Below are 19,096 nucleotides of genomic sequence, written 5' to 3'. Positions count from 1 at the left end.
ATTATGCAACCAAGGAACTATGCTAAGAGAATTATACGAAGGTTCACTGAACCAATTCTGAACAATTAGACCTAGATAAGCACTGGAAGTGGAAAAACATAAAAAAAGCGCCACCTATGTAGGTGGACGCATTATACATTTTTATCATTAACCCCTGCGTGCTTTACGGGACAATAGATTGCCTAAGGACTGAACACCTTGTACAAACAAGACTAGAATGATGACAGTAATCAGCATAACCAGCGTATCAAAACGTTGATAACCATATGCGATCGCCAGATCGCCAATTCCGCCTCCTCCGACCGCACCAGCCATAGCAGTAGCACCAATCAGACCAATAGCGGCTGTCGTTAACGACAAAATCAGAGAACTGAATGCCTCAGGGAGCAAAAAGTAGCGAATGACCTGGAATGGGGTCGCTCCCATCGCATCTGCTGCCTCCAGTATCCCCGGATTTACCTCCAACAGCGAGTTTTCGACCAGCCTGCCGATATATGGCGCAATATATATAATTAAGGGAACAATGGCTGCGCTGGTTCCAATGGATGTATGCACTATCAGACGAGTTAACGGAATGATCGCAATCAGCAAGATAATAAATGGCAAGGAACGAACAATGTTAATGATCGGATTCAAAATATTGTGCAGCCATTTGTTCTCCAGAATTCCGCCCGGGCGTGTGATGACGAGTAAAATACCGATAGGGATACCGATCAGGGCGCCAATGAATAATGATATGCTGACCATGAGCACGGATTCATACAAAGCTTCCCACAGTTGATCCCAGGTGATCGTGGTTCCTGTAATCATCATAGACTCTCTACCTCCTGAATATGGACTCCTTTGCTCTTGAGAAAATCAACAGCCTGCTGAATGGAATGCTGTCCACCGCGCAGTTGGATCGTCATATAGCCAATTGTCGTTTCTTGAATCTCCGTCATGTTGGCAAACAAAATGTTCACGTGGATATCATGCTGCCGAATCAATTCATGAACCACCGGATCAGAAGCAACCTGCCCTATAAACTCCAGCTTGTAAATTCGCTGTGATTCTTGCTGTTCGAACGTTTGCAGCACACTCTCGGGTACCGTATCGTGAATGACCGTGCGTACAAAGCTCTGTGTCGTTGGGTGCTGCGGCTGCCCGAATACCTCCAGGACATTGCCCTGCTCGATGATTTCCCCCTTTTCCATTACGGCTACCTTGTTGCAAATCCGCTGAATCACCGACATCTCATGGGTGATGATCAAAATGGTGATCTTGTATTCCTTATTGATTTTGCGAAGCAAGTCGAGAATGGACTGTGTGGTCTGCGGATCAAGTGCCGAGGTTGCCTCATCACAGAGCAAAATGGACGGGTTGCTCGCAAGCGCCCGTGCAATCCCTACACGCTGCTTTTGTCCGCCGGAAAGCTCGTTGGGATAGCTGTTCGCCTTGTCCGACAATCCTATGAACGCCAAAAGCTCTTTTACACGCCCCTCTATTTCCCGTTTGTTGCGCTTAAGCAGCACCAACGGAATTGCAATGTTGTCGAACACCGTTTTCGATTCCAGCAGATTAAAATGCTGAAAAATCATTCCGATCTTCTTCCTTACCTTCCGCAGCCCAGAGGTCGAGTAGGTATTTAACTGTTCCCCCTCAACAAGAACCTCTCCGCTGGTTACTTTCTCCAGACGATTGACCAAACGGATTAGCGTACTTTTCCCTGCGCCACTGAATCCGATAAATCCGAAGATATCTCCTTTATCCACTTTGATATTTATATTTTTTAACGCTTCAATACTTAGACCTTTTCTCACATAGGTTTTGGATACATTCCTAAGTTCAATCATGAGTCCTAACTCCTTCCGTTCTCACAAGTATGTAAGATGTTCTAAGCTAAATTGCTTTTCTTGGTATGAAAGATCGAATTAAATCCGACTATTCTAGTAAGTTTTATAAAGTATACTACTTCGATTTAATATTCATGTCAATATGTGTTTTACATTCGGTCAAAGCATGTCCTTGCATAAATCAGTACGATATTGCAGATGGTATGAAATATGTCGAAGCATACACACCTTACCCGAACGGGACGAAAGCGGAGGAAAATAGATGAAGCGAATATTTACCTTGTGGCTATGCATTGCAGTTATGGGTATGTTGGCAGTTACGGCGCAACCCGCATGGGCTACTCAGACTGTTGACGGACAGCCTTATCATTTTGGGTTTAAAAAAAGTAAAGGGGGGGAGCTACCTTCCATCGCACAAGAAGGCTTTATGCACCTGATCGAAAGACAAGGTGGCATCTTTCTGGGAGATACGACTAAAAAAGAATTATTTCTCACTTTCGACAACGGCTATGAGAATGGATATACTCCCAAAGTGCTGGATGTATTGAAGGCCAAAAAGGTTCCAGCCGCCTTCTTTGTGACGGGGCATTTTGTAAAAGACCAACCGGATTTGATGCGCCGCATGGCGAGCGAAGGCCATATTATCGGAAACCATTCATGGAGCCATCCTGATATGAGCACCATTTCTTCGGCAGAGATCCGATCTGAGCTGGATCGGGTACGAAATGCATCGGCAGAGCTAACCGGGCAAAAAGAAATGAAATATGTCCGGCCGCCTCGCGGCATTTTTAGTGAAAAAGCATTGGCTTCTTGTCGAGAAGCCGGATATACGAGCGTATTCTGGTCTGTGGCTTACAAGGACTGGGACACAAATATTCAGCAAGGAACGGACTATGCCTATCGTCAAGTCATGGGTCAGCTCCACCCTGGTGCGGTCATTCTTCTCCATTCCGTATCCAAGGACAATGCCGAGGCGCTTGCTTCTATCATCGACGAGGCTCGCAAGCAAGGGTATGAGTTTAAAAGTCTAGACGACCTTAAAGTGAAACATTATCACTAAATAGTAACTGTATTTAATGAGCCAATACGCGTTATCAGCCCGATCCACACTTGCCCATGGTAGCCAGTGTGAATCGGGCTTTTTAGTTTACGACCAAGGAAGGGAAGGCTTCTATGAGCCTTCCCTTCCTTTTACCATTCTAAAGATAGCAACGCCTATTTAATGGTTAGCTTATACACCCGGGCTTCATAAGGGCGCAGCTTCAAGGCATGCAGTTGTTCCCCTTGTATTGGCTTGTAGTTGGACAGCAGCAGCTCCGCCTTGGCGGTAGGAAGCTCCTCACCTTCGGGCCAGTGGAACACCGGATCACGGTCAAAGAAATTCAAAATAACCAGCAAACATTCTTTTCCCAGCATACGAGTGAATACATACAGCTCCGTATCCAGTGGCAACAGTAGCTTGTATTCGCCATAGACTATGACCTCATGTTGTTTGCGCAGAGCAATCAACTTACGATAATAGTGGTAAATCGAGCCCGGATTATTTCTTTCAGCCTCTGCATTAATGTGTGTGTAGTTATCGTTAATCTTCATCCACGGCTCTCCATCGGTAAATCCGGCTGAAGGTCCAGCATTCCATTGCATGGGAGTACGCGCATTATCCCGACTTTTTCGCCAGATCTCTGCCATAATCTGTTCCTCAGACTCACCGATCTTCCGTTGCTGCTCATAATAATTCAACGTTTCCACATCCCGATAATCATCAATGGACGGGAATGCAATATTCGTCATCCCAATTTCCTCACCCTGATAAATATAAGGCGTACCCTCAAGCATATGTGTGAAGGTTGCCAGCATTTTGGCCGACTCCACACGATATTGTCCATCATTCGCAAATCGCGAAAGAGCCCGCGGTTGGTCATGATTGTTCAGATAATTGGCATTCCATCCTTCCTCATGAAGCACTATCTGCCAGCTGCTCATTATTTTTTTTAGCTCTACCAGTGTCCAGGGCTTGGACTTCCATTTTTCCGTCCCTAGCCCTTGTGCATCAATAAACATGTGTTCAAACTGGAACACCATATTCAGCTCATGCCGCTGGTCCCCCACATAATCAAGCGCCTGCTCGGGTCCTAAACCGGACGTCTCGCCGACCGTCATTAAGGGATAACGTTCCAGCACCTTTTCATTCAGCATCCGTAGAAGTACATGTACCTGTTTCAGGTTGGAAAAGAGCTGATAGGCCCGCACCAAGGTTCGTTTATCGGGATTATCGGCATCCGGCAGCCCTTCGGCTTTGACAATATGGGCAATGGCGTCAAAACGGAAACCATCGACTCCCTTTTTCAACCACCACTCCACCATGCGGTAGAGCTCGCCCACCATCTCTTCATTTTCCCAGTTCAGATCCGGCTGATGTTCGGAATATAGATGCATATAATATTCGTCTGTAAGCTTGTCATATTTCCACACCGAGCCAGAAAAATACGATTCCCAGTTGTTCGGATATCCGCCATTTTTGCCTGTTCGCCATATGTAGTAGTCCCGCTTCGGATTATCCTTGGACGAGCGTGACTCCGTAAACCACGGATGCTCATCCGATGTATGGTTTAATACCAAATCCATCATGATTTTGATGCCTCGTTCATGCGCCTGATGAAGCAGTTCGTCAAAATCCTCCATTGTTCCAAACTCATCCATAATGGCATAATAATCACTAATATCATATCCGTTATCGTGATTGGGTGATTTATATACCGGACAAATCCAGATTACATCAATACCCAGCTCACACAAATAATTCAGCCTGGACAAAATGCCTCGCAAGTCTCCTTTACCGTCTCCGTCAGAATCCTGAAAACTGATCGGGTAAATCTGATATACAACGGCTTCCTTCCACCATATTTTTCTAGGCATGTTTCCCTCCTGTAGCTTCTCTGTACATCCAATAGCTTATGCTCTTAACATACACGCAATACCTGTCTGCGAATCGTTGGTGTAGGGGAACAAGAGTCTTGTAAGCTTGCTTCGGCGCATCAGCAGAGCCTCTATAACCTACGGAGGTTTATTTTAAAAAAATATTTTGCAAAACAGGTTGTAAAAGTGGATCTGGCGTTACCTATATTTATGAACTGCCCATATACATGTACTCAAAGCGTTGCCACTTTTGAATAAAAGGAGGAATTTACATGAACCATCGACCCAAGGAGCCAAAGGATCTGATTGTGGAAACTGCCGTGATCCCCCCCAACATCCATGTGGATGTGGAGTCAGCCACTGAGGGCGGAACACGCCGCCTGATGCTTAGCGATAACCCGGAGACGCTTATCCAAGTGACGGTACCTACCGAGCAAGCCACCCTGTGGCATGACATGGTTCGCACGACAACCCGAACAGTCAAACATCGCATTTTCGGCTGGCATTATAACAAAATCGGCAGCGCTGTTAAACTGGGCATCACCGTAGAGAACAGAAGCGCTGCTAAACTAGAAGTACGACATATTGAACGTGCCCTTAAGATTGTGCCTGAAGACGGCAACTGGATTATAGATGTCGGGCAGTCTATTGCTAAAAGCTGTTTGGCGGGTTCGATGGAACGTCTGAAGCCAGCAGACCGTCATAAATTCGGCAAAGGCACCGCTCTGCTGGAGGAATTTGAGCTGGCCGAAGGATCGCTGGCCGGATTCATCTATGACCTCACAGTAGAATTTGCTGAAGGCCACGGTACGCTGGATTATGTGATTCGCACCGTGATCAGTAAGGATACGCAGACCGATCTGCGCCAGATTCATACGGATGCGCTTCCTCCCGTACCTCCACCACAGGCGCATCCACGTGGGGTGTGGTCCTTTTCCGAAACGAATGCGCGAATGCCAGAGTACGTGGTGGGGCAGAGCGCCAACTATCGGGCGTGTGCCACCAAAAAGCTGAACGGCGAGGCTCCTGCCGATCTGCTGTTTACCGGGGCACGCAGCGAGCTGGGGCCTGCGCTCGATAATCGCGGACAATTCGGAACCGTATACAACGCGACCATTCCCATCGTTAATGACAGTGACGAGGTACGTATCGTACGAATCTACGCCAATCCACGTGGGGGCGCGTTCGCCGGGTCTGTACGCTTGGATGATCGTGTATATGGTATCCCTTTGCTACGAGATAATACCAAGGTATGCCGGCTGGCTGACATCAGCGTCCCGCCCGGTAAGTCCAGCTATTCTCTCAGCTTTATGGTTGCAGGGAGCGCAACTACGCCGCTAGGTCTGTACGTCATTACACTATAGCTATGCTCACGATGACTGGATGAGCGAACGTGGGCCCAAAATTTTCACAGGATATGGTCTGCTCTATAGTAAATGGAGCTGTCCCAAAGCTGGTTATAAATTTTATTGGACAGTCACGCTTCGTCATTAGTATAAAAAAGCACGAGTACAAGGGTTATTCCTCCCCTGTAGCTCGCGCTTTTTGGTTCATGCTCACCCATTTGAGCAGGTTATGGTCATGCGAAGGCACGTAGTCCTCTTCGTCGCATACTCGGCATCGGCGATGACCATACCCGGTTACCCCGTTTGTGTCAGAATAAATATCGCTCTATTTGAACCGCTGGACCTGCCTCGAAGGCATAATGGTCAGCTCTGGAATATTGACATGCTCCGGCTGCTCTAGTGCATAAAGGGCAGCTTCTGCAACATCATCGGGATGCAGCGGCAAAACGCTCGAAGCAAACGCCCGAATTTCCTGCTCGGGATATCCGGCCACCTGCGAAAATTCCGTCGCCACCGCCCCGGGGTGAATCGTAGTTACACGAATTCCTTGCGTACTGGTCTCCAAACGCAATGCAGAGGCTATGGCGCTAACGCCGTACTTGGTAGCGCTGTATAGTCCTCCTCCGGCAACCACTTCCTTCGCTGCAATAGAGGAGACAATGACAACATCCCCCTTGGCCTGTTCCGTCATTGGCTGAAGTCCGTACTTCAGTGTCAAGACAAGTCCGTGCACATTCGTCTTGTAAAGCTCCTCCCATCTTTCCAGTTCCACTTCTGCCAGTGGGCTTCGATACCCGAAGCCGGCATTGGCAACGATAATGTCAAGCCGCCCCCAGCGTTCAAGAATGGCGTGGACCGCCTGCTGTACGTCTTCAGCTTTTTGGATATCGGCAGGTATTGCCATGACCTCGTACAATTCCTCTTGGTGCAAGTCGCGAACCAATTCATCCAATCGCTCCTGACGGCGTGCCAATACAGCTACATACGCGCCTCGCTTTGCCAGTTTTTTTGCAATCGATGCCCCAATGCCGCTGCTTGCGCCTGTAACCAAAGCTACTTTCCCGGCCAGGCTTTCCTTCGCTTTCCAAGATAATTTCAACTCATCCAATATCATGTTAAACCCTCCCCAAACTTATTTGGTTAAAAGCACGCGATGAACACCCTGGCTGCCTCCAGGAGCTGTACCTATATATAAATATCCGTCATGGTTTACAGCCGTGGTTACCCCATAAAGCGAGCCTTCAGGATCATGCCAGCTTCCGATGAGTTTACCCTGCGGATTAAGCTCCACAGCAAGCCCATGCTTCACAGGTGCGCTTGCACCGCTGAGCAGCGATTGAGGCAATTTGGCCATCATTCCAGCCAGCCACGGGCTTCCATGCATCTGATCTACAAAGGGTATACGTGTCGTGAAGAGACCGACCCAGAAATGGCCTTGATCATCACGCGTAATGTTATCCGGAAAACCAGCGAGATTATCCGCAAAAATATCCGAAGTCCCCTTCTTCGGCCCTTTGAGCCAGTATCGGGTCAATTGGTAGTGATACGACTCTGCCACAAGTACAAAATCTTCGTCCGCAGACAAGGCAACCCCGTTCGCAAAATAAAGGCCTTCCAACAGAACTGTCGTCTGCTTGGTCGCCGGATCATATTTCAGCAAACGTCCATGCGGCTTGTTCTCGGCAATTTCTTTGAAGACTACACTGCCATAATTGGAGGTGTCAGAAAAATAAATGGTACCATCTTTAGCAATATCCAGCTCGTTGGCCAAATAGATCGGTGTGCCGTCGACTTGATCGGCCAACACCGTCACGTTTCCGGAAGGATCTACCGACAGCAGCCCCTTCTTAACATCCGTAACGATCAGATTTCCACTTGCGTCAAACATAAGTCCATTGGGCGTTCCTTTGGTATCTGCATATAGCTGGGCCTTTTGCGGATTGCCCTTAGCATCAAAGGCAACCTTATAAATTTTCCCGTCGGAGTCTCCCGTATATAAATTTCCTTCCTTGTCAAAGGTGATAAATTCCGGGAACTTAGGGGCATCTGTAACAAGCTCTGCGGAGCTGAGTTTGTTGTTTTGTTGCCATGGCCCCGCTTGTTCAAAAGAGGGTGCCGAAGGTGCAAGCCATTTTGCAGGCTGGACAGGAGAAGGGATGAGCATAAAAATAACCACTCCCAGAAGGATTACCGCCAGCAGCGATAATCCGGTTCTGCGTACCCATTTACGCGGTTTCTTATTCTTTCTTCCTTGAGAATCTTTGACAGATAAATCAGGTTTACTGGGCATTAGAGTGCCTCCTATGTGATGTGAATAATATTTCAGCATTTTGCATAATTCGATTCCCAACGCTCGAAAGTACACTATATAGACGAACTAAACCGTTTCGATCTATATATTGCTGATTTGAAATCGCTCTTGGGATTTATGCAAAATGCTCATTTATAATTGAACGACGATTTTACCGAAATACTGTTTTCCTTCAGCTAAAAGTGCGAAGGCTTCGCCGATTCGGCTGAGCGGGAATACCCGATCGATGACAGGATGTAAACGATGGCGGGAAATGGCACGATTCATGTTTTCGAAATGTTCCCGGTTACCGACTTGGCTGCCGCGAATCGTCGCAGCCTTCTGCAAAATGCTGGTGACATCGAACTCAGGAACGGTCAAGCCAGATAAGAATCCGACCATGCTCACAGTCCCTCCGGTGCGAAGTGCATTGATGGATTGCGCCATTGTTGCCGCTCCCCCTACATCCAGGACATGGTCGACTCCGCCGTCTGTCAGATCCAGAGCCACCTTATCCCACTCGGGAACCTCCGAATAGTTAATTGTCTGCCATGCGCCGAGAGCCTTTGCCCGTTCCAGCTTGTCATTGCTGCTCGATGTGATAATTACCCGTGCTCCCGCCATCAGAGAGAATTGAAGCCCAAAGATGGAAACACCACCTGTTCCTTGCAAGAGCACCGTATCCCCCGCTCGCAGCCCGCCGGATTCCATCAGCATGCTCCATGCGGTTAATGCCGCAATCGGCAAGGTGGAAGCCTCCTCCCAAGAAAGGTGATCCGGAATGGCGACGACCCCTTCTTCATGCAGAACGATATATTCAGCCGCCACTCCACTGAGCGGGCCTCCCAGACTGTCCTTTAAGACCTCCGCTCTCGTGCTCCCGCCAATGAATTTCTGTTGTAAATTTGCCGCTACCCTTTGTCCAACCTGAAATTTTGTCACCCCTTCGCCCACAGCTACAATTTCACCCGCTCCATCGGATAACGGAATGAATGGAAATTGAATGCCGATCGGCATGACTCCGTTGATAACTACCAAATCACGGTAATTGAGGGACGCTGCCCTTATGCGGATCAGAACTTCTAGCCGTCCCGGCACCGGTGTGTCAAGTTCCGTCAAGGTTAACTCTTCAAAGCCAAAACCGTTTTTCAGTTGCACTGCTTTCATTTTGGTTGTCCTCCCTGTAATGTTAAACCTTTTATCTAATATAGATACAGTGTATCGATGAGGAAACACTGTTTCTTATATAGTACACTGTATCCAATTGTCTTCAAAACGTCAATCTTTACTTTAAAAATAAAAACGGTCGTAAACTGCTTCCGGGCTTTTAACGTTCCTTACCAAGTAAAATTGGAGACTGGGTGGCTTCGCTTGTCCAGAAGTTGCTCAGGTGGGCAAGCATGACCAAAAAACGCGAGCTGCAGGGGTGAAATACCCCCTGCAGCTCGCGTTTTTTACATTGATGGTGATATAAGCGGTGTTCAATAGAATCGGAATTTGCTTATGCCACTGCCTTATTTAAGCTCCAATTTTTATAAAATACGTCTACTTAATTTTGTTCCTGACTATACTACGCTACTAAGTATAAAATTGGAGGGCGGACCGGGCTCCGGCTTGCCAAACAAATAACCCTGTGCCAGGGACACACCTGCTTCACGACAAAATTCAAAATCCTCCATCTGCTCTACGCCTTCAGCCAACACTTGGCCTCCAAAACGAAAAGCCGATTCTACAATCCCTGCAATTTGTCGCTTCTGATCACTGTTACTATGACAGCCGTCAATTATACTGCGGTCAATTTTAACATAATCCGGCTGAAGGCAATTCATAAGCTCTGTCGTAGAATAACCTGCCCCCACATCGTCCAGGGCAACTGAAACTCCTCGATTACGATATTGCTCAAAGATATGATGCAAAAAATTAAGGTCGTCTATCTCTTCCGTTTCTACAACCTCAAATACAAAATCCTTCGTACTCATGGATAACCGATCAATCGTCTCAAAGGTGTGGTTCAAGCAATAAGCCGGATTATAAATGGTGGAAGGGAGAAAGTTAATAAAACGTTTAATCCCCGCCGGAAGGCATATTGCACTTTTTTCAATAGCGGAAATACGAGCCGAGCGATCCAGATGAGCATGCAAGCCAGCTTCACGGGCGATTTCAAACAGTCGGAAAGGCTGAAAAGGTCTCTCTGCATGTGACGGACGCAGTAAAAACTCAAACCCGATAATATTCAGCTTGTGGTCAACAATAGGCTGCATATGGCTGGAAAAACTTTGATCCTTAATAATACTCACGATATCCGGATGTTGCAGTCTGGCTTGCAATTGACTAAATAAAAGCCAGTCCTCATATCCTTCGACATGATGCAAGCCGGTCACCACAACTTGTATATGGTTCAAGTATTCCTGCGGCAGACGAGCCAGTCCGTTAACTAGCTGTTCCAGCTCTGAACGGCTGTCATAGCGAAACTCTATGCCGCCCTCACGCCCATGTTCCTGCTTCATTTGTTCCGATAGCATACCCAAACCATCTAATGCTGGAGTAAGCGACATCCTGGAATGCCTAATTCTGAGCAATCCTTGATCCTTAATAGGTAATATGATGCTGCAATTGCTGCATGTCATAATGGTCCTCCTCGGAACAATTTTCCGGTTTTTTCACCATTATATCACAAATAACTAGAACAAAAGTACTATATAATTACGTGATTTTACAAAAAATCAGCTTATTCTTAACGACAACTTAGGACTTAAGTATATATTCGACAAAAACAATACCTTTTTACACTCATGATAATTCGAGGGCTGTTGTTTTTGGTATTAAAAAAAGCAGCAAATCTCTTGGTTAAAGAGACTTGCTGCTTCATTCTGATATGGAGTGAAACTAAAATGCGAAGTTATTTGGACGCCTTTGGCTTCGTTGTTTTAACTGGTTTAACAGCCGCAGGTTTGGTCGTTTTAGCAGCTGGCTTTACTGTTGCTTTCGCGGGAGCCACAGCTTCCTTTACAGGAGTCGTTGCTGCACTAGGCTTAGCGCCAGCTTTTAAGCTGTATTTGGCAAAACCGTCTGCCGCGCTACTCAAGTATGAAATTTGTTGATTTCCTGCCAGCACATCTTTGGCATCAGGAGAGGACTCGAAAGTAACCTTTGCCTGACCAAAAGGAGCAATAGACCAATTGCCATCCGCCGCTGGATTAATCGTTCCGTTCGTACGGATATAGTCAATAATGACCTGGCGATTTTCATCCGGTGCTGCCATCACAATTCGTTTGCCATCTGGATTAGCCAGTTTGGATGAGGAAGCACGATAGTTATTGGTGGCTACGATAAATTTCTGCTCAGGATCAATAGCCTTCCCATTGTATTGCAGATCCTTGATACGATGGGCTGAAGAATCAATAATCGTCCCCTTGGCATCATATCGTGCAGGCTGAGTTACATCAATCTGGTAATTCACACCGTCAATGACATCAAAATTATAGGTTGGGAAATCTTTGTTGATCAGCGATTGCTCCTCAGTTTGCTTTGGATCAATACGGTTGAACTGCCCCGCAGACCACTCCAGCCATTCCTGAATTTCAGCACCGGTCACTTCTACAGCATGAACTGTGTTCGGGTACACATACAGGTCGGACACATTTTTAATCGCTACCGTACCTTCAGGAATATTGGTGTAATACTCGGCTCCGTTTCGACCGCCGGCCTTGAATGGAGCGCCTGCCGACAATACTGGAAGTTTTTCGTATTCAGTTCCTTTGAGATGGTTTTGAACATACCATTTCTGTGCATTCGTCACAATTTGAACGGAAGGGTCGTCCTGCACTAATGCAAAATAGCTGGTAATCGGTGCAGTCGTTGTTCCAACAGGTTGACGAACATAATCCAGCGTTCCTTGATGCTCGCTCTGGATCGCGTCTTTCAATTTAGTGTCAGGATTAAATTGCAAAGTTTGATCCTTGGCACTCAAAATCGGTCGCACTTGAGACTGAGAGTCAAGTACTCTCCAATCGCGGTTTTTCTTTTTTAGACTAAGATCAATAATACCCAGATCCTTGCCCCATGAAGAAGCTTCCACCGCCGGTACGCCGTTAATGGTTCCTTTATCTAAATCTACACCCTTCATATCTTTAAAATCAGGGCCGGGGAACGATTTATGAGCATGGCCGAACAGAATCGCGTTAATTCCTTCCACCTGGCTCAAATATTTAACGGCATTCTCCATCATTGGCGTTTGCGGCACATCTTCATAACCTGTGTGCGCAAGCACGATAATAATGTCAGCACCCTCTGCTTTCATTTGTGGAATAAACTTTTTCGCTGTTTCCACAATATCTTTCGTAACAACCTTATCCTTCAAATTAGCTTCATCCCACTGCATGATTTGAGGTGTGACCAAGCCGATGACGCCCACTCTAAGAGTATGATCGTCGCCCTTTTCATCCGTTACTGTTTTGTCCAAAATCTGATAAGGAGTAAAATAATTTTTAGTAGCTTGCCCCTCCTTATCAACATAAACATTCGCATTTACGTAAGGAAAGTCAGCTCCCTTGAGAGATTTATCCAGAAAGTCAAGCCCATAGTTGAATTCGTGGTTGCCCACTGTAGCCGCATCATATCCCATCAAGTTCATCATCTTGTAGACTGGATGGATACCGCCTTCTTTCTCGAAGGTTCTATTTCTGGCCATATAATCGCCTAGTGGATTGCCTTGTAACAAATCACCATTATCAAACAGCATACTGTTTCTTTTTTCACTACGCGCCTGTTGGATCAATCCGGCTGTGTTGACCAATCCAAATTCGTTGGTTTCTTTGTCCGAATAATAATCATAGTTCATCAGATTCGCATGAATATCCGTTGTTTCCATGATTCGCAAATTCACCGTAGCGCTATCGCGAGAATTGCTGGAACTGCTAGCTGCCCAGGATGGAGCGGCTAAAAACACCAGCATACTACAAGCTACAACGGCTGCTGTCAAACCTTTAAACCCATTTTTACGAAATAACAAAATATACCCCTCCTCATTAAGGTGTATGCCTCATATACATACTTTTGCACATATATGTAAGCCTTGAACCCACCATTTCTATTTTAATCCAACGCCAGACAAAAGAGTAGTCATTTACTTAAAATTATTTATGAAAAAATAATTAATTTTCTCAAACATAAAAAAACCAGCACACCCCCTAAAAAAGCTCGGAGATTCACTGGTTTATCCATTTATATTCGTATTATTTCTTCCACATCTGGCGCTCCGTTTGCTGACCCACATACTCAATGCGAGTCGGATTCACGTCCAAAATGACATAATCGGGATCGTCTGGTCCTGAAAACCATTCCTTCAAGGAATCGTTCCACACTTGTTTGCGTAGTCCCTCATCAGCTGTAATCTGGACGGTAGCCTCCACTTCTACGACTTCCTTCGTACCGCCAACTTCATAGCCCAGCAGCAGATAAGCATTCGGATTGTCCTTTAGCTCATCCACTTTATGCGTTTTGCGATCTGTCGCCAGATGAATGTTCATTCCATCGTTAAAAAGGGCCATATAGCGTACTTTCGGTTTGCCCCCCTCTACCGTACCTAACGAGCAAAATTTGTTGTTATCCAAAGCCTTCACAATGGCTTGTTCCAGTTGGTTGCGATCCAATGTTTCCGTTTTACCCACAGTACAACAACTCCTTTTCACGAATTAGAATTCGAATTCTCTACGGCCATGCCATTGGGCACCAGCCCATCTGAACCTACTTGCGCAGCTGTTCTGAAAATAACACGACCGGATCGAATCGGATTGATTCACGCTCATTTTCAGATCAAAGCTCACAGTAAAAGTGTACCCTGTCGTTCGGCAAATGAACCGTCATCTCTCCCTTCATGCTGGACAGACCCGCATTCAAGGCATATAATCGTCGTAGTAAACCCGAATAAATGAACCCATTAAACCATACAATGCCAGGGGTGCTGGAATCGGCCGGCTGAGAGTGTGTCCCAAGACACTGACCCTTACAACCTGATCTGGGTAATGCCAGCGTAGGAATGCTTAAGCAAGATGTGCCCTTTTTACATAGGACCATCCCTTACTTTGGTATATACAAGCGCAAGCGTCCCGGAAACTCGGGGCGCTTTTTTTGTTGAAGATTAAGTTGGAAAGATCGCGTCCGGCAGATGTTATTTTTAGAAAATGGGGAACTTAAGCTGTCTGATTGGACGGATAACGGGTAATTAAAGGAGAGAACACAACGATGAAGCGCATGAAAATGTTAAGCCTGGGACTGATCAGTCTGTGGCTCATGGCCCTGACCCTCACCGCTTGCGGTGGAAGTCCCCCCACATCCCAAGAACCGGCTACCGCTACCGACACTCAAACGTCTACTCCGGCAAAGGAGCTCAAAGATGTTAAAGTCGTGCTCGACTGGACACCCAATACGAATCATACGGGACTCTATGTCGCCAAGGACAAAGGATTTTACGAAAAAGCGGGCTTGAATGTCCAAATTGTTCAACCTGGTTCAGGCGGAGCCGATCAAATGGTTGCTTCTAATGCTGCACCTTTTGGTATCAGCTACCAAGAAGGCGTCACACAGGCTCGTACACAAGGCGTGCCGCTTGTATCCATCGCTGCGGTGATTCAGCATAATACCTCAGGCTTCGCAGCCCCGGTAGATCGCGGAATTAAGAGCCCGAAAGATTTTGAAGGTAAAAAATACGGCGGTTGGGGCTCTCCCGTAGAAGAAGCGGTCATGAAATCCATCATGGATTCAGACAAAGGCGATGTGAGCAAAGTGAAGATCGTCAACATGGGCAATGCAGACTATTTTACAGCCGTGAAGCGGGATATCGACTTTGCCTGGATTTTCTACGCATGGACCGGAATCGAAGCCCAGCTTCGAGGTGAGCCTTTGGATATGCTGTATGTAAAAGATTATTCCAAAAGCCTCGATTACTATACGCCTGTAATTGTGAGCAACGGACAGACGATAAAAAATGATCCAGAGCTGGTCAAAGCGTTCATGGACGCTACCGCAAAAGGCTATGAATACACCATCGCCCATCCGGAAGAAGCCGCGGACATCTTAAGCAAAGCTGTACCGGAGCTGGATAAAAAGCTGGTACTTGCCAGCCAAAAATGGCTAAGCCCGCGTTATCAGGACGATGCCGCGCAATGGGGTGTGCAAAAAGCGGAGATATGGCAAAACTATTCGGACTGGATGTACGAACGCAAGCTGCTCAGCAAGCCTTTGGAAGTGGATAAAGCCTTCACAAACGACTTCTTGCCCAAGCGCTGATCATTTGTTAAAACGCTAAATAAGACTGAACTAGAGAAGAGAACGAAGCGCCACTACGCAGTCGGATGGTGCTTCCCATCGCTGTTGTACCCAGATTTCTTTTATGAATATCCAGAGGTTAAAATCTGGGTACAAAGGCGAACGCTAACGCTTGTACAGCACCATTCCGCCCACTTCGTTCTCGTTCCACTTGGTTATTCTTTAGTCTCATAGTATCTAAAGCGCAAAAACAGATGCGCTTGTGTGTAAAAATGCCACACAACCTAGCTTTAAAAATAAGGTGCTTTTAAGGCGGTTGGCAGCGTAGCGGTTCATTTGAATCTGGAGAAGCGCAGCGTTCGCCTTTGCCGTTGGATTCTTACCTTTTAAAATTTATTCAAAGAATCCCACGGCAACAGCGATCGTAAGATCAAATGAAACGCGAAGCGGTCTCACCCGCCTTAAACCACCCGATTTTCTCTAAAACACTCCAAATGAAGGACAGGTGAATTTCCATGGCTAATACACTGCTCAGTATTCAAGTAATCCCTAAAACTCCTAATAACGAGGACTCTTACCCGTATGTTGATAAGGCGATTGAGGTCATTCAACGCTCCGGCGTCAAACATCAGGTGAATCCATTGGATACGACCATGGAGGGCGAACTCGACGAGTTGCTGAGAGTGGTTAAAGAAATGCACGAGGCTTTGACGGAGGCGGGCAGTCCCAGCGTCATTTCACAGATCAAAATCGCACATAACCTACAAGGCATCAGCATGAACAAGCTGACCGAGAAATATCGCCCATGAATCCGAAAGGCAAGAACGCATCCTGGTGGAAAAGCGTATGGCCGCCCTTTGTGGCGGTCCTCTTCTTTTTAGCGGCCTGGCAGGGGGCGGTTTCCTATTTGCATGTTGAATCCTGGCTGCTGCCTGCTCCATCCCTCATCGTACAAGAGGGCATGGCCCAGATGGCGCTGCTTGGTGCCCATACATGGGCTACAATTCGCCTGACACTTGCGGGATTCGCTATAGGGACAGCAACAGGACTGTTGATCGCCATCGTTCTTCATACAATTCCTTTTCTCAAATCCGCCCTGTATCCGCTGCTTATCCTGAGCCAAAACATTCCGATCATCGCCCTGGGGCCGCTACTCATGGTGTGGTTTGGTTTTGGTGTGCTACCCAAGCTGATGGTCATTACCTTAGTATGCTTTTTCCCCGTGGCTGTAGCGGCCATGGACGGGCTGACTCGAACAGACCGTACGATGATGAACTATATGCGGATGTCGGGTGCAAGCCGCATGGCTATTTTTATGAAGCTGGAGCTGCCACATTCCCTGCCGCAAGTCTTTTCTGGCATTAAAATTGCTGCTACCTATAGTGTGATGGGCGCGATCATTGCCGAATGGATCGGAGCTAGTGAAGGAATTGGATATTATATGCTGCTGCAAAAATCGGCCTATCGCACGGACCTCATTTTTGCTGCCATCGGCATTATTGTCGCACTCAGCTTACTCATGTTTGTGGTTATTTTACTACTGGAGAAATGGCTGGTTCGCTGGAAACCCGATCGAGAGTAGCTTCCTCCTTAAATTAAATACACAAAGGAAAGGACGTGGCGCATATGAGTCTGCATCCGATTGGCTTATCATCACATAACGTGGCTAATGAACAACGAGCCGGGGAACAGCAGAGTACTTCAACTGCTCCTCCTGCTTTGGAATTGGAAGGCATCAGCCTCGCCTTCCGCGAAAAGCGAAGCTTACTGCCTGTACTGCAGGATGTATCCTTAACCGTCAAGCCGGGAGAATTTGTCTCTCTCATCGGTCCGTCAGGCAGCGGCAAAAGCACGCTGTTTCACATCATCGGCGGGCTACTCAAACCACAGCAGGGACGTATCCGTATGCACGGACGGGACATGACTGGTGAACGTGGGCATATCAGCTATATGCCACAGCAGCCCGCCCTTTTCCCGTGGCGTACCACGCTGGACAACGTACTGCTTGGGCAGGAAAATGCTCCACGTAAAACTACAGCAGTCCCCCCTGAGTACGCCAGTGAACGCGAGCGTCGCAAAGAAGCCTTGCAATGGCTCGAACAGGTTGGACTTGGTAAATTCGCCAAGGCGTATCCACATACGCTGTCTGGTGGAATGCAACAGCGCGCAGCCTTTCTTCGCGCACTGCTCAGCCCGCAGGAATTAATGCTGCTGGATGAGCCGTTCAGCGCACTCGATGCGCTGACACGTGCAGACATGCAGCAATGGTTATTGCGCATGTGGGAGAAGAACCGCCGCTCTGTGCTGTTTATTACCCACAGCATTGAAGAAGCGCTGATGCTCTCCGACCGCATCTATGTGCTGTCGGCGCGACCTGCTTCGGTGGTGCATGTCGTAGATGTCCCTTTTCCCCGCCCGCGTAGGGAAGAAATCACCCTCGATCCGCTCTTTATTGAATGGAAGCGGACCATGACCAGCTGGATGCGCGAGGAAAAGCACAAATTGGACGGCGACATGGACAATGCTCAGAGCGTCCACAAGAATATCCCGGAAGATGGATTGAATCGGCATGAGTGACGTAAAAGTTCGATGTGCATTGAAATGGAACAGCCAAACAAAGCTAGGCTTGGATTTGACCGCAATTGAACCCGCTCCATTGATCGACGCGCATATTCATGTAGACAGCTATCCGCCTGAACAACAGGAGTTATTGCTCGCTTCACTTGCCAATAGCAGCGTCCAAACCGTGATAGCCGTGTCGATGCACCTATTCTCCAGCAGAGCCAATCTATGGTTAGCTGAGCGTTACCCTAGGCTGGTACGACCAGCCTTTGGCTTTCATCCCGAACAGGCTCTTCCACCACAAGCTGAGCTTGACCTCTTATTCGACTGGATGGACGAACATATACAGCAGATGGTCGCCGTGGGGGAAGTCGGCTTGCCCTTTTACAATCGGCTGGAAGCCTCACAGAGCGGTTCACCTTTTGACCTTGCTCCCTACATAGCGCTGCTGGAGCGTTTTATCCAGTTTGCAAGCAAGCATAATAAGCCCATTGTCCTGCACGCCGTTTATGAAGACGCAGACATCGCCTGTGACCTTTTGGAACGTCATGGCGTCACACAGGCGCATTTTCACTGGTTCAAAGGCTCTGCCGCCACGACCCAACGTATGGCCCGGAACGGCTATTATGTCTCCTTCACACCGGATCTCCTGTACGAAGAAGAGATCCGCAGTTTGGCAAGACAGTATCCGTCTGATCAGATCATGGCAGAGACAGACGGTCCCTGGCCGTTCGAGGGGCCTTTTACCGGGCAACAGACACATCCACGGATGACTGCCGACGTCATTCGCGCGTATAGCAAGCTAACCTATCAAGATGAATCTGACGTACGTCAATTATTTCATGATAATACGAGACGCTTTTACTCACTATCTGATGGATAAA

The 19,096-nt window shown here is 47.4% G+C and carries 16 protein-coding genes and 1 riboswitch; of the genes, 7 read left to right on the top strand and 9 right to left on the bottom strand.

Features of this window, described 5'->3' with window-relative positions; genetic code table 11:
- Positions 1-147: 147 nt before the first annotated feature.
- Both AC5ELV_RS17525 and AC5ELV_RS17520 read right to left on the bottom strand, forming a co-directional pair.
- Positions 148-813, bottom strand: coding sequence for a methionine ABC transporter permease (locus AC5ELV_RS17525; protein ID WP_029514704.1), 666 nt, complete (start codon positions 811-813; stop codon positions 148-150).
- Positions 810-1,832 carry a methionine ABC transporter ATP-binding protein gene (locus AC5ELV_RS17520; protein WP_493431190.1) on the bottom strand — a complete coding sequence of 341 codons (1,023 nt, stop codon included), beginning with the start codon at positions 1,830-1,832 and terminating at the stop codon, positions 810-812. Before AC5ELV_RS17520 ends, AC5ELV_RS17525 begins: the two co-directional genes overlap by 4 nt.
- A gap of 262 nt (positions 1,833-2,094) precedes the next feature.
- Between AC5ELV_RS17520 and pdaA the strand changes: the two genes are divergently transcribed.
- A complete protein-coding gene (pdaA, locus tag AC5ELV_RS17515; RefSeq protein ID WP_493431189.1) occupies positions 2,095-2,892 on the top strand; it encodes a delta-lactam-biosynthetic de-N-acetylase in 798 nt (265 codons plus the stop codon).
- A gap of 155 nt (positions 2,893-3,047) precedes the next feature.
- Here the strand turns inward: pdaA and AC5ELV_RS17510 are convergent, their stop codons facing one another.
- Positions 3,048-4,748: a glycoside hydrolase family 13 protein gene (locus AC5ELV_RS17510; protein WP_493431188.1), complete on the bottom strand. Its 1,701-nt coding sequence runs from the start codon at positions 4,746-4,748 to the stop codon at positions 3,048-3,050.
- Between the two features lie 272 nt (positions 4,749-5,020).
- Here AC5ELV_RS17510 and AC5ELV_RS17505 point away from each other — a divergent pair, with 272 nt between their 5' ends.
- Positions 5,021-6,112: a hypothetical protein gene (locus AC5ELV_RS17505; RefSeq protein ID WP_493431187.1), complete on the top strand. Its 1,092-nt coding sequence runs from the start codon at positions 5,021-5,023 to the stop codon at positions 6,110-6,112.
- Positions 6,113-6,419: 307 nt separating this feature from the next.
- On the opposite strand, the gene AC5ELV_RS17500 is transcribed toward AC5ELV_RS17505, so the two are convergent.
- The 6 genes from AC5ELV_RS17500 to AC5ELV_RS17475 all read right to left on the bottom strand — a co-directional run bounded on the left by AC5ELV_RS17500 (position 6,420) and on the right by AC5ELV_RS17475 (position 14,053).
- Complete coding sequence (locus AC5ELV_RS17500) at positions 6,420-7,208, bottom strand: SDR family oxidoreductase (RefSeq protein ID WP_493431186.1); 789 nt, start codon at positions 7,206-7,208, stop codon at positions 6,420-6,422.
- Between the two features lie 18 nt (positions 7,209-7,226).
- Positions 7,227-8,384 (bottom strand): SMP-30/gluconolactonase/LRE family protein, encoded by a 1,158-nt coding sequence (locus AC5ELV_RS17495; protein ID WP_493431185.1) that lies wholly within the window; start codon positions 8,382-8,384, stop codon positions 7,227-7,229.
- A gap of 153 nt (positions 8,385-8,537) precedes the next feature.
- Positions 8,538-9,551: a zinc-dependent alcohol dehydrogenase family protein gene (locus tag AC5ELV_RS17490; RefSeq protein WP_493431184.1), complete on the bottom strand. Its 1,014-nt coding sequence runs from the start codon at positions 9,549-9,551 to the stop codon at positions 8,538-8,540.
- A 398-nt stretch (positions 9,552-9,949) separates the two neighbouring features.
- Positions 9,950-11,011, bottom strand: coding sequence for an EAL domain-containing protein (locus tag AC5ELV_RS17485; protein ID WP_493431183.1), 1,062 nt, complete (start codon positions 11,009-11,011; stop codon positions 9,950-9,952).
- Positions 11,012-11,283: 272 nt separating this feature from the next.
- Positions 11,284-13,395: a bifunctional 2',3'-cyclic-nucleotide 2'-phosphodiesterase/3'-nucleotidase gene (locus AC5ELV_RS17480; protein WP_493431182.1), complete on the bottom strand. Its 2,112-nt coding sequence runs from the start codon at positions 13,393-13,395 to the stop codon at positions 11,284-11,286.
- Positions 13,396-13,618: 223 nt separating this feature from the next.
- Positions 13,619-14,053 carry a pyridoxamine 5'-phosphate oxidase family protein gene (locus tag AC5ELV_RS17475; RefSeq protein WP_493431181.1) on the bottom strand — a complete coding sequence of 145 codons (435 nt, stop codon included), beginning with the start codon at positions 14,051-14,053 and terminating at the stop codon, positions 13,619-13,621.
- Between the two features lie 276 nt (positions 14,054-14,329).
- A riboswitch (TPP riboswitch) is annotated at positions 14,330-14,439 on the top strand.
- A gap of 188 nt (positions 14,440-14,627) precedes the next feature.
- Here AC5ELV_RS17475 and AC5ELV_RS17470 point away from each other — a divergent pair.
- The 5 genes from AC5ELV_RS17470 to AC5ELV_RS17450 all read left to right on the top strand — a co-directional run bounded on the left by AC5ELV_RS17470 (position 14,628) and on the right by AC5ELV_RS17450 (position 19,095).
- The gene (locus tag AC5ELV_RS17470) at positions 14,628-15,671 is read left to right on the top strand and encodes an ABC transporter substrate-binding protein (RefSeq protein WP_493431180.1); all 1,044 of its coding nucleotides are present in this window, start codon (positions 14,628-14,630) and stop codon (positions 15,669-15,671) included.
- A gap of 494 nt (positions 15,672-16,165) precedes the next feature.
- Complete coding sequence (locus AC5ELV_RS17465; protein WP_493431179.1) at positions 16,166-16,459, top strand: MTH1187 family thiamine-binding protein; 294 nt, start codon at positions 16,166-16,168, stop codon at positions 16,457-16,459.
- Positions 16,456-17,232 (top strand): ABC transporter permease, encoded by a 777-nt coding sequence (locus AC5ELV_RS17460; RefSeq protein ID WP_493431178.1) that lies wholly within the window; start codon positions 16,456-16,458, stop codon positions 17,230-17,232. The genes AC5ELV_RS17465 and AC5ELV_RS17460 overlap by 4 nt, the downstream gene beginning before the upstream one ends.
- Before the next feature lie 44 nt (positions 17,233-17,276).
- Positions 17,277-18,227, top strand: a complete 951-nt coding sequence (locus tag AC5ELV_RS17455) for an ABC transporter ATP-binding protein (RefSeq protein WP_493431177.1) — start codon at positions 17,277-17,279, stop codon at positions 18,225-18,227.
- Positions 18,220-19,095, top strand: coding sequence for a TatD family hydrolase (locus tag AC5ELV_RS17450; RefSeq protein ID WP_493431176.1), 876 nt, complete (start codon positions 18,220-18,222; stop codon positions 19,093-19,095). Before AC5ELV_RS17455 ends, AC5ELV_RS17450 begins: the two co-directional genes overlap by 8 nt.
- Position 19,096 lies beyond the last annotated feature (1 nt).

Source organism: Paenibacillus sp. NMA1017 (genome assembly GCF_058895805.1).
The sequence above is the reverse complement of the archived record's forward strand: the minus strand, read 5'-3'. Positions and strand labels throughout refer to the sequence as shown.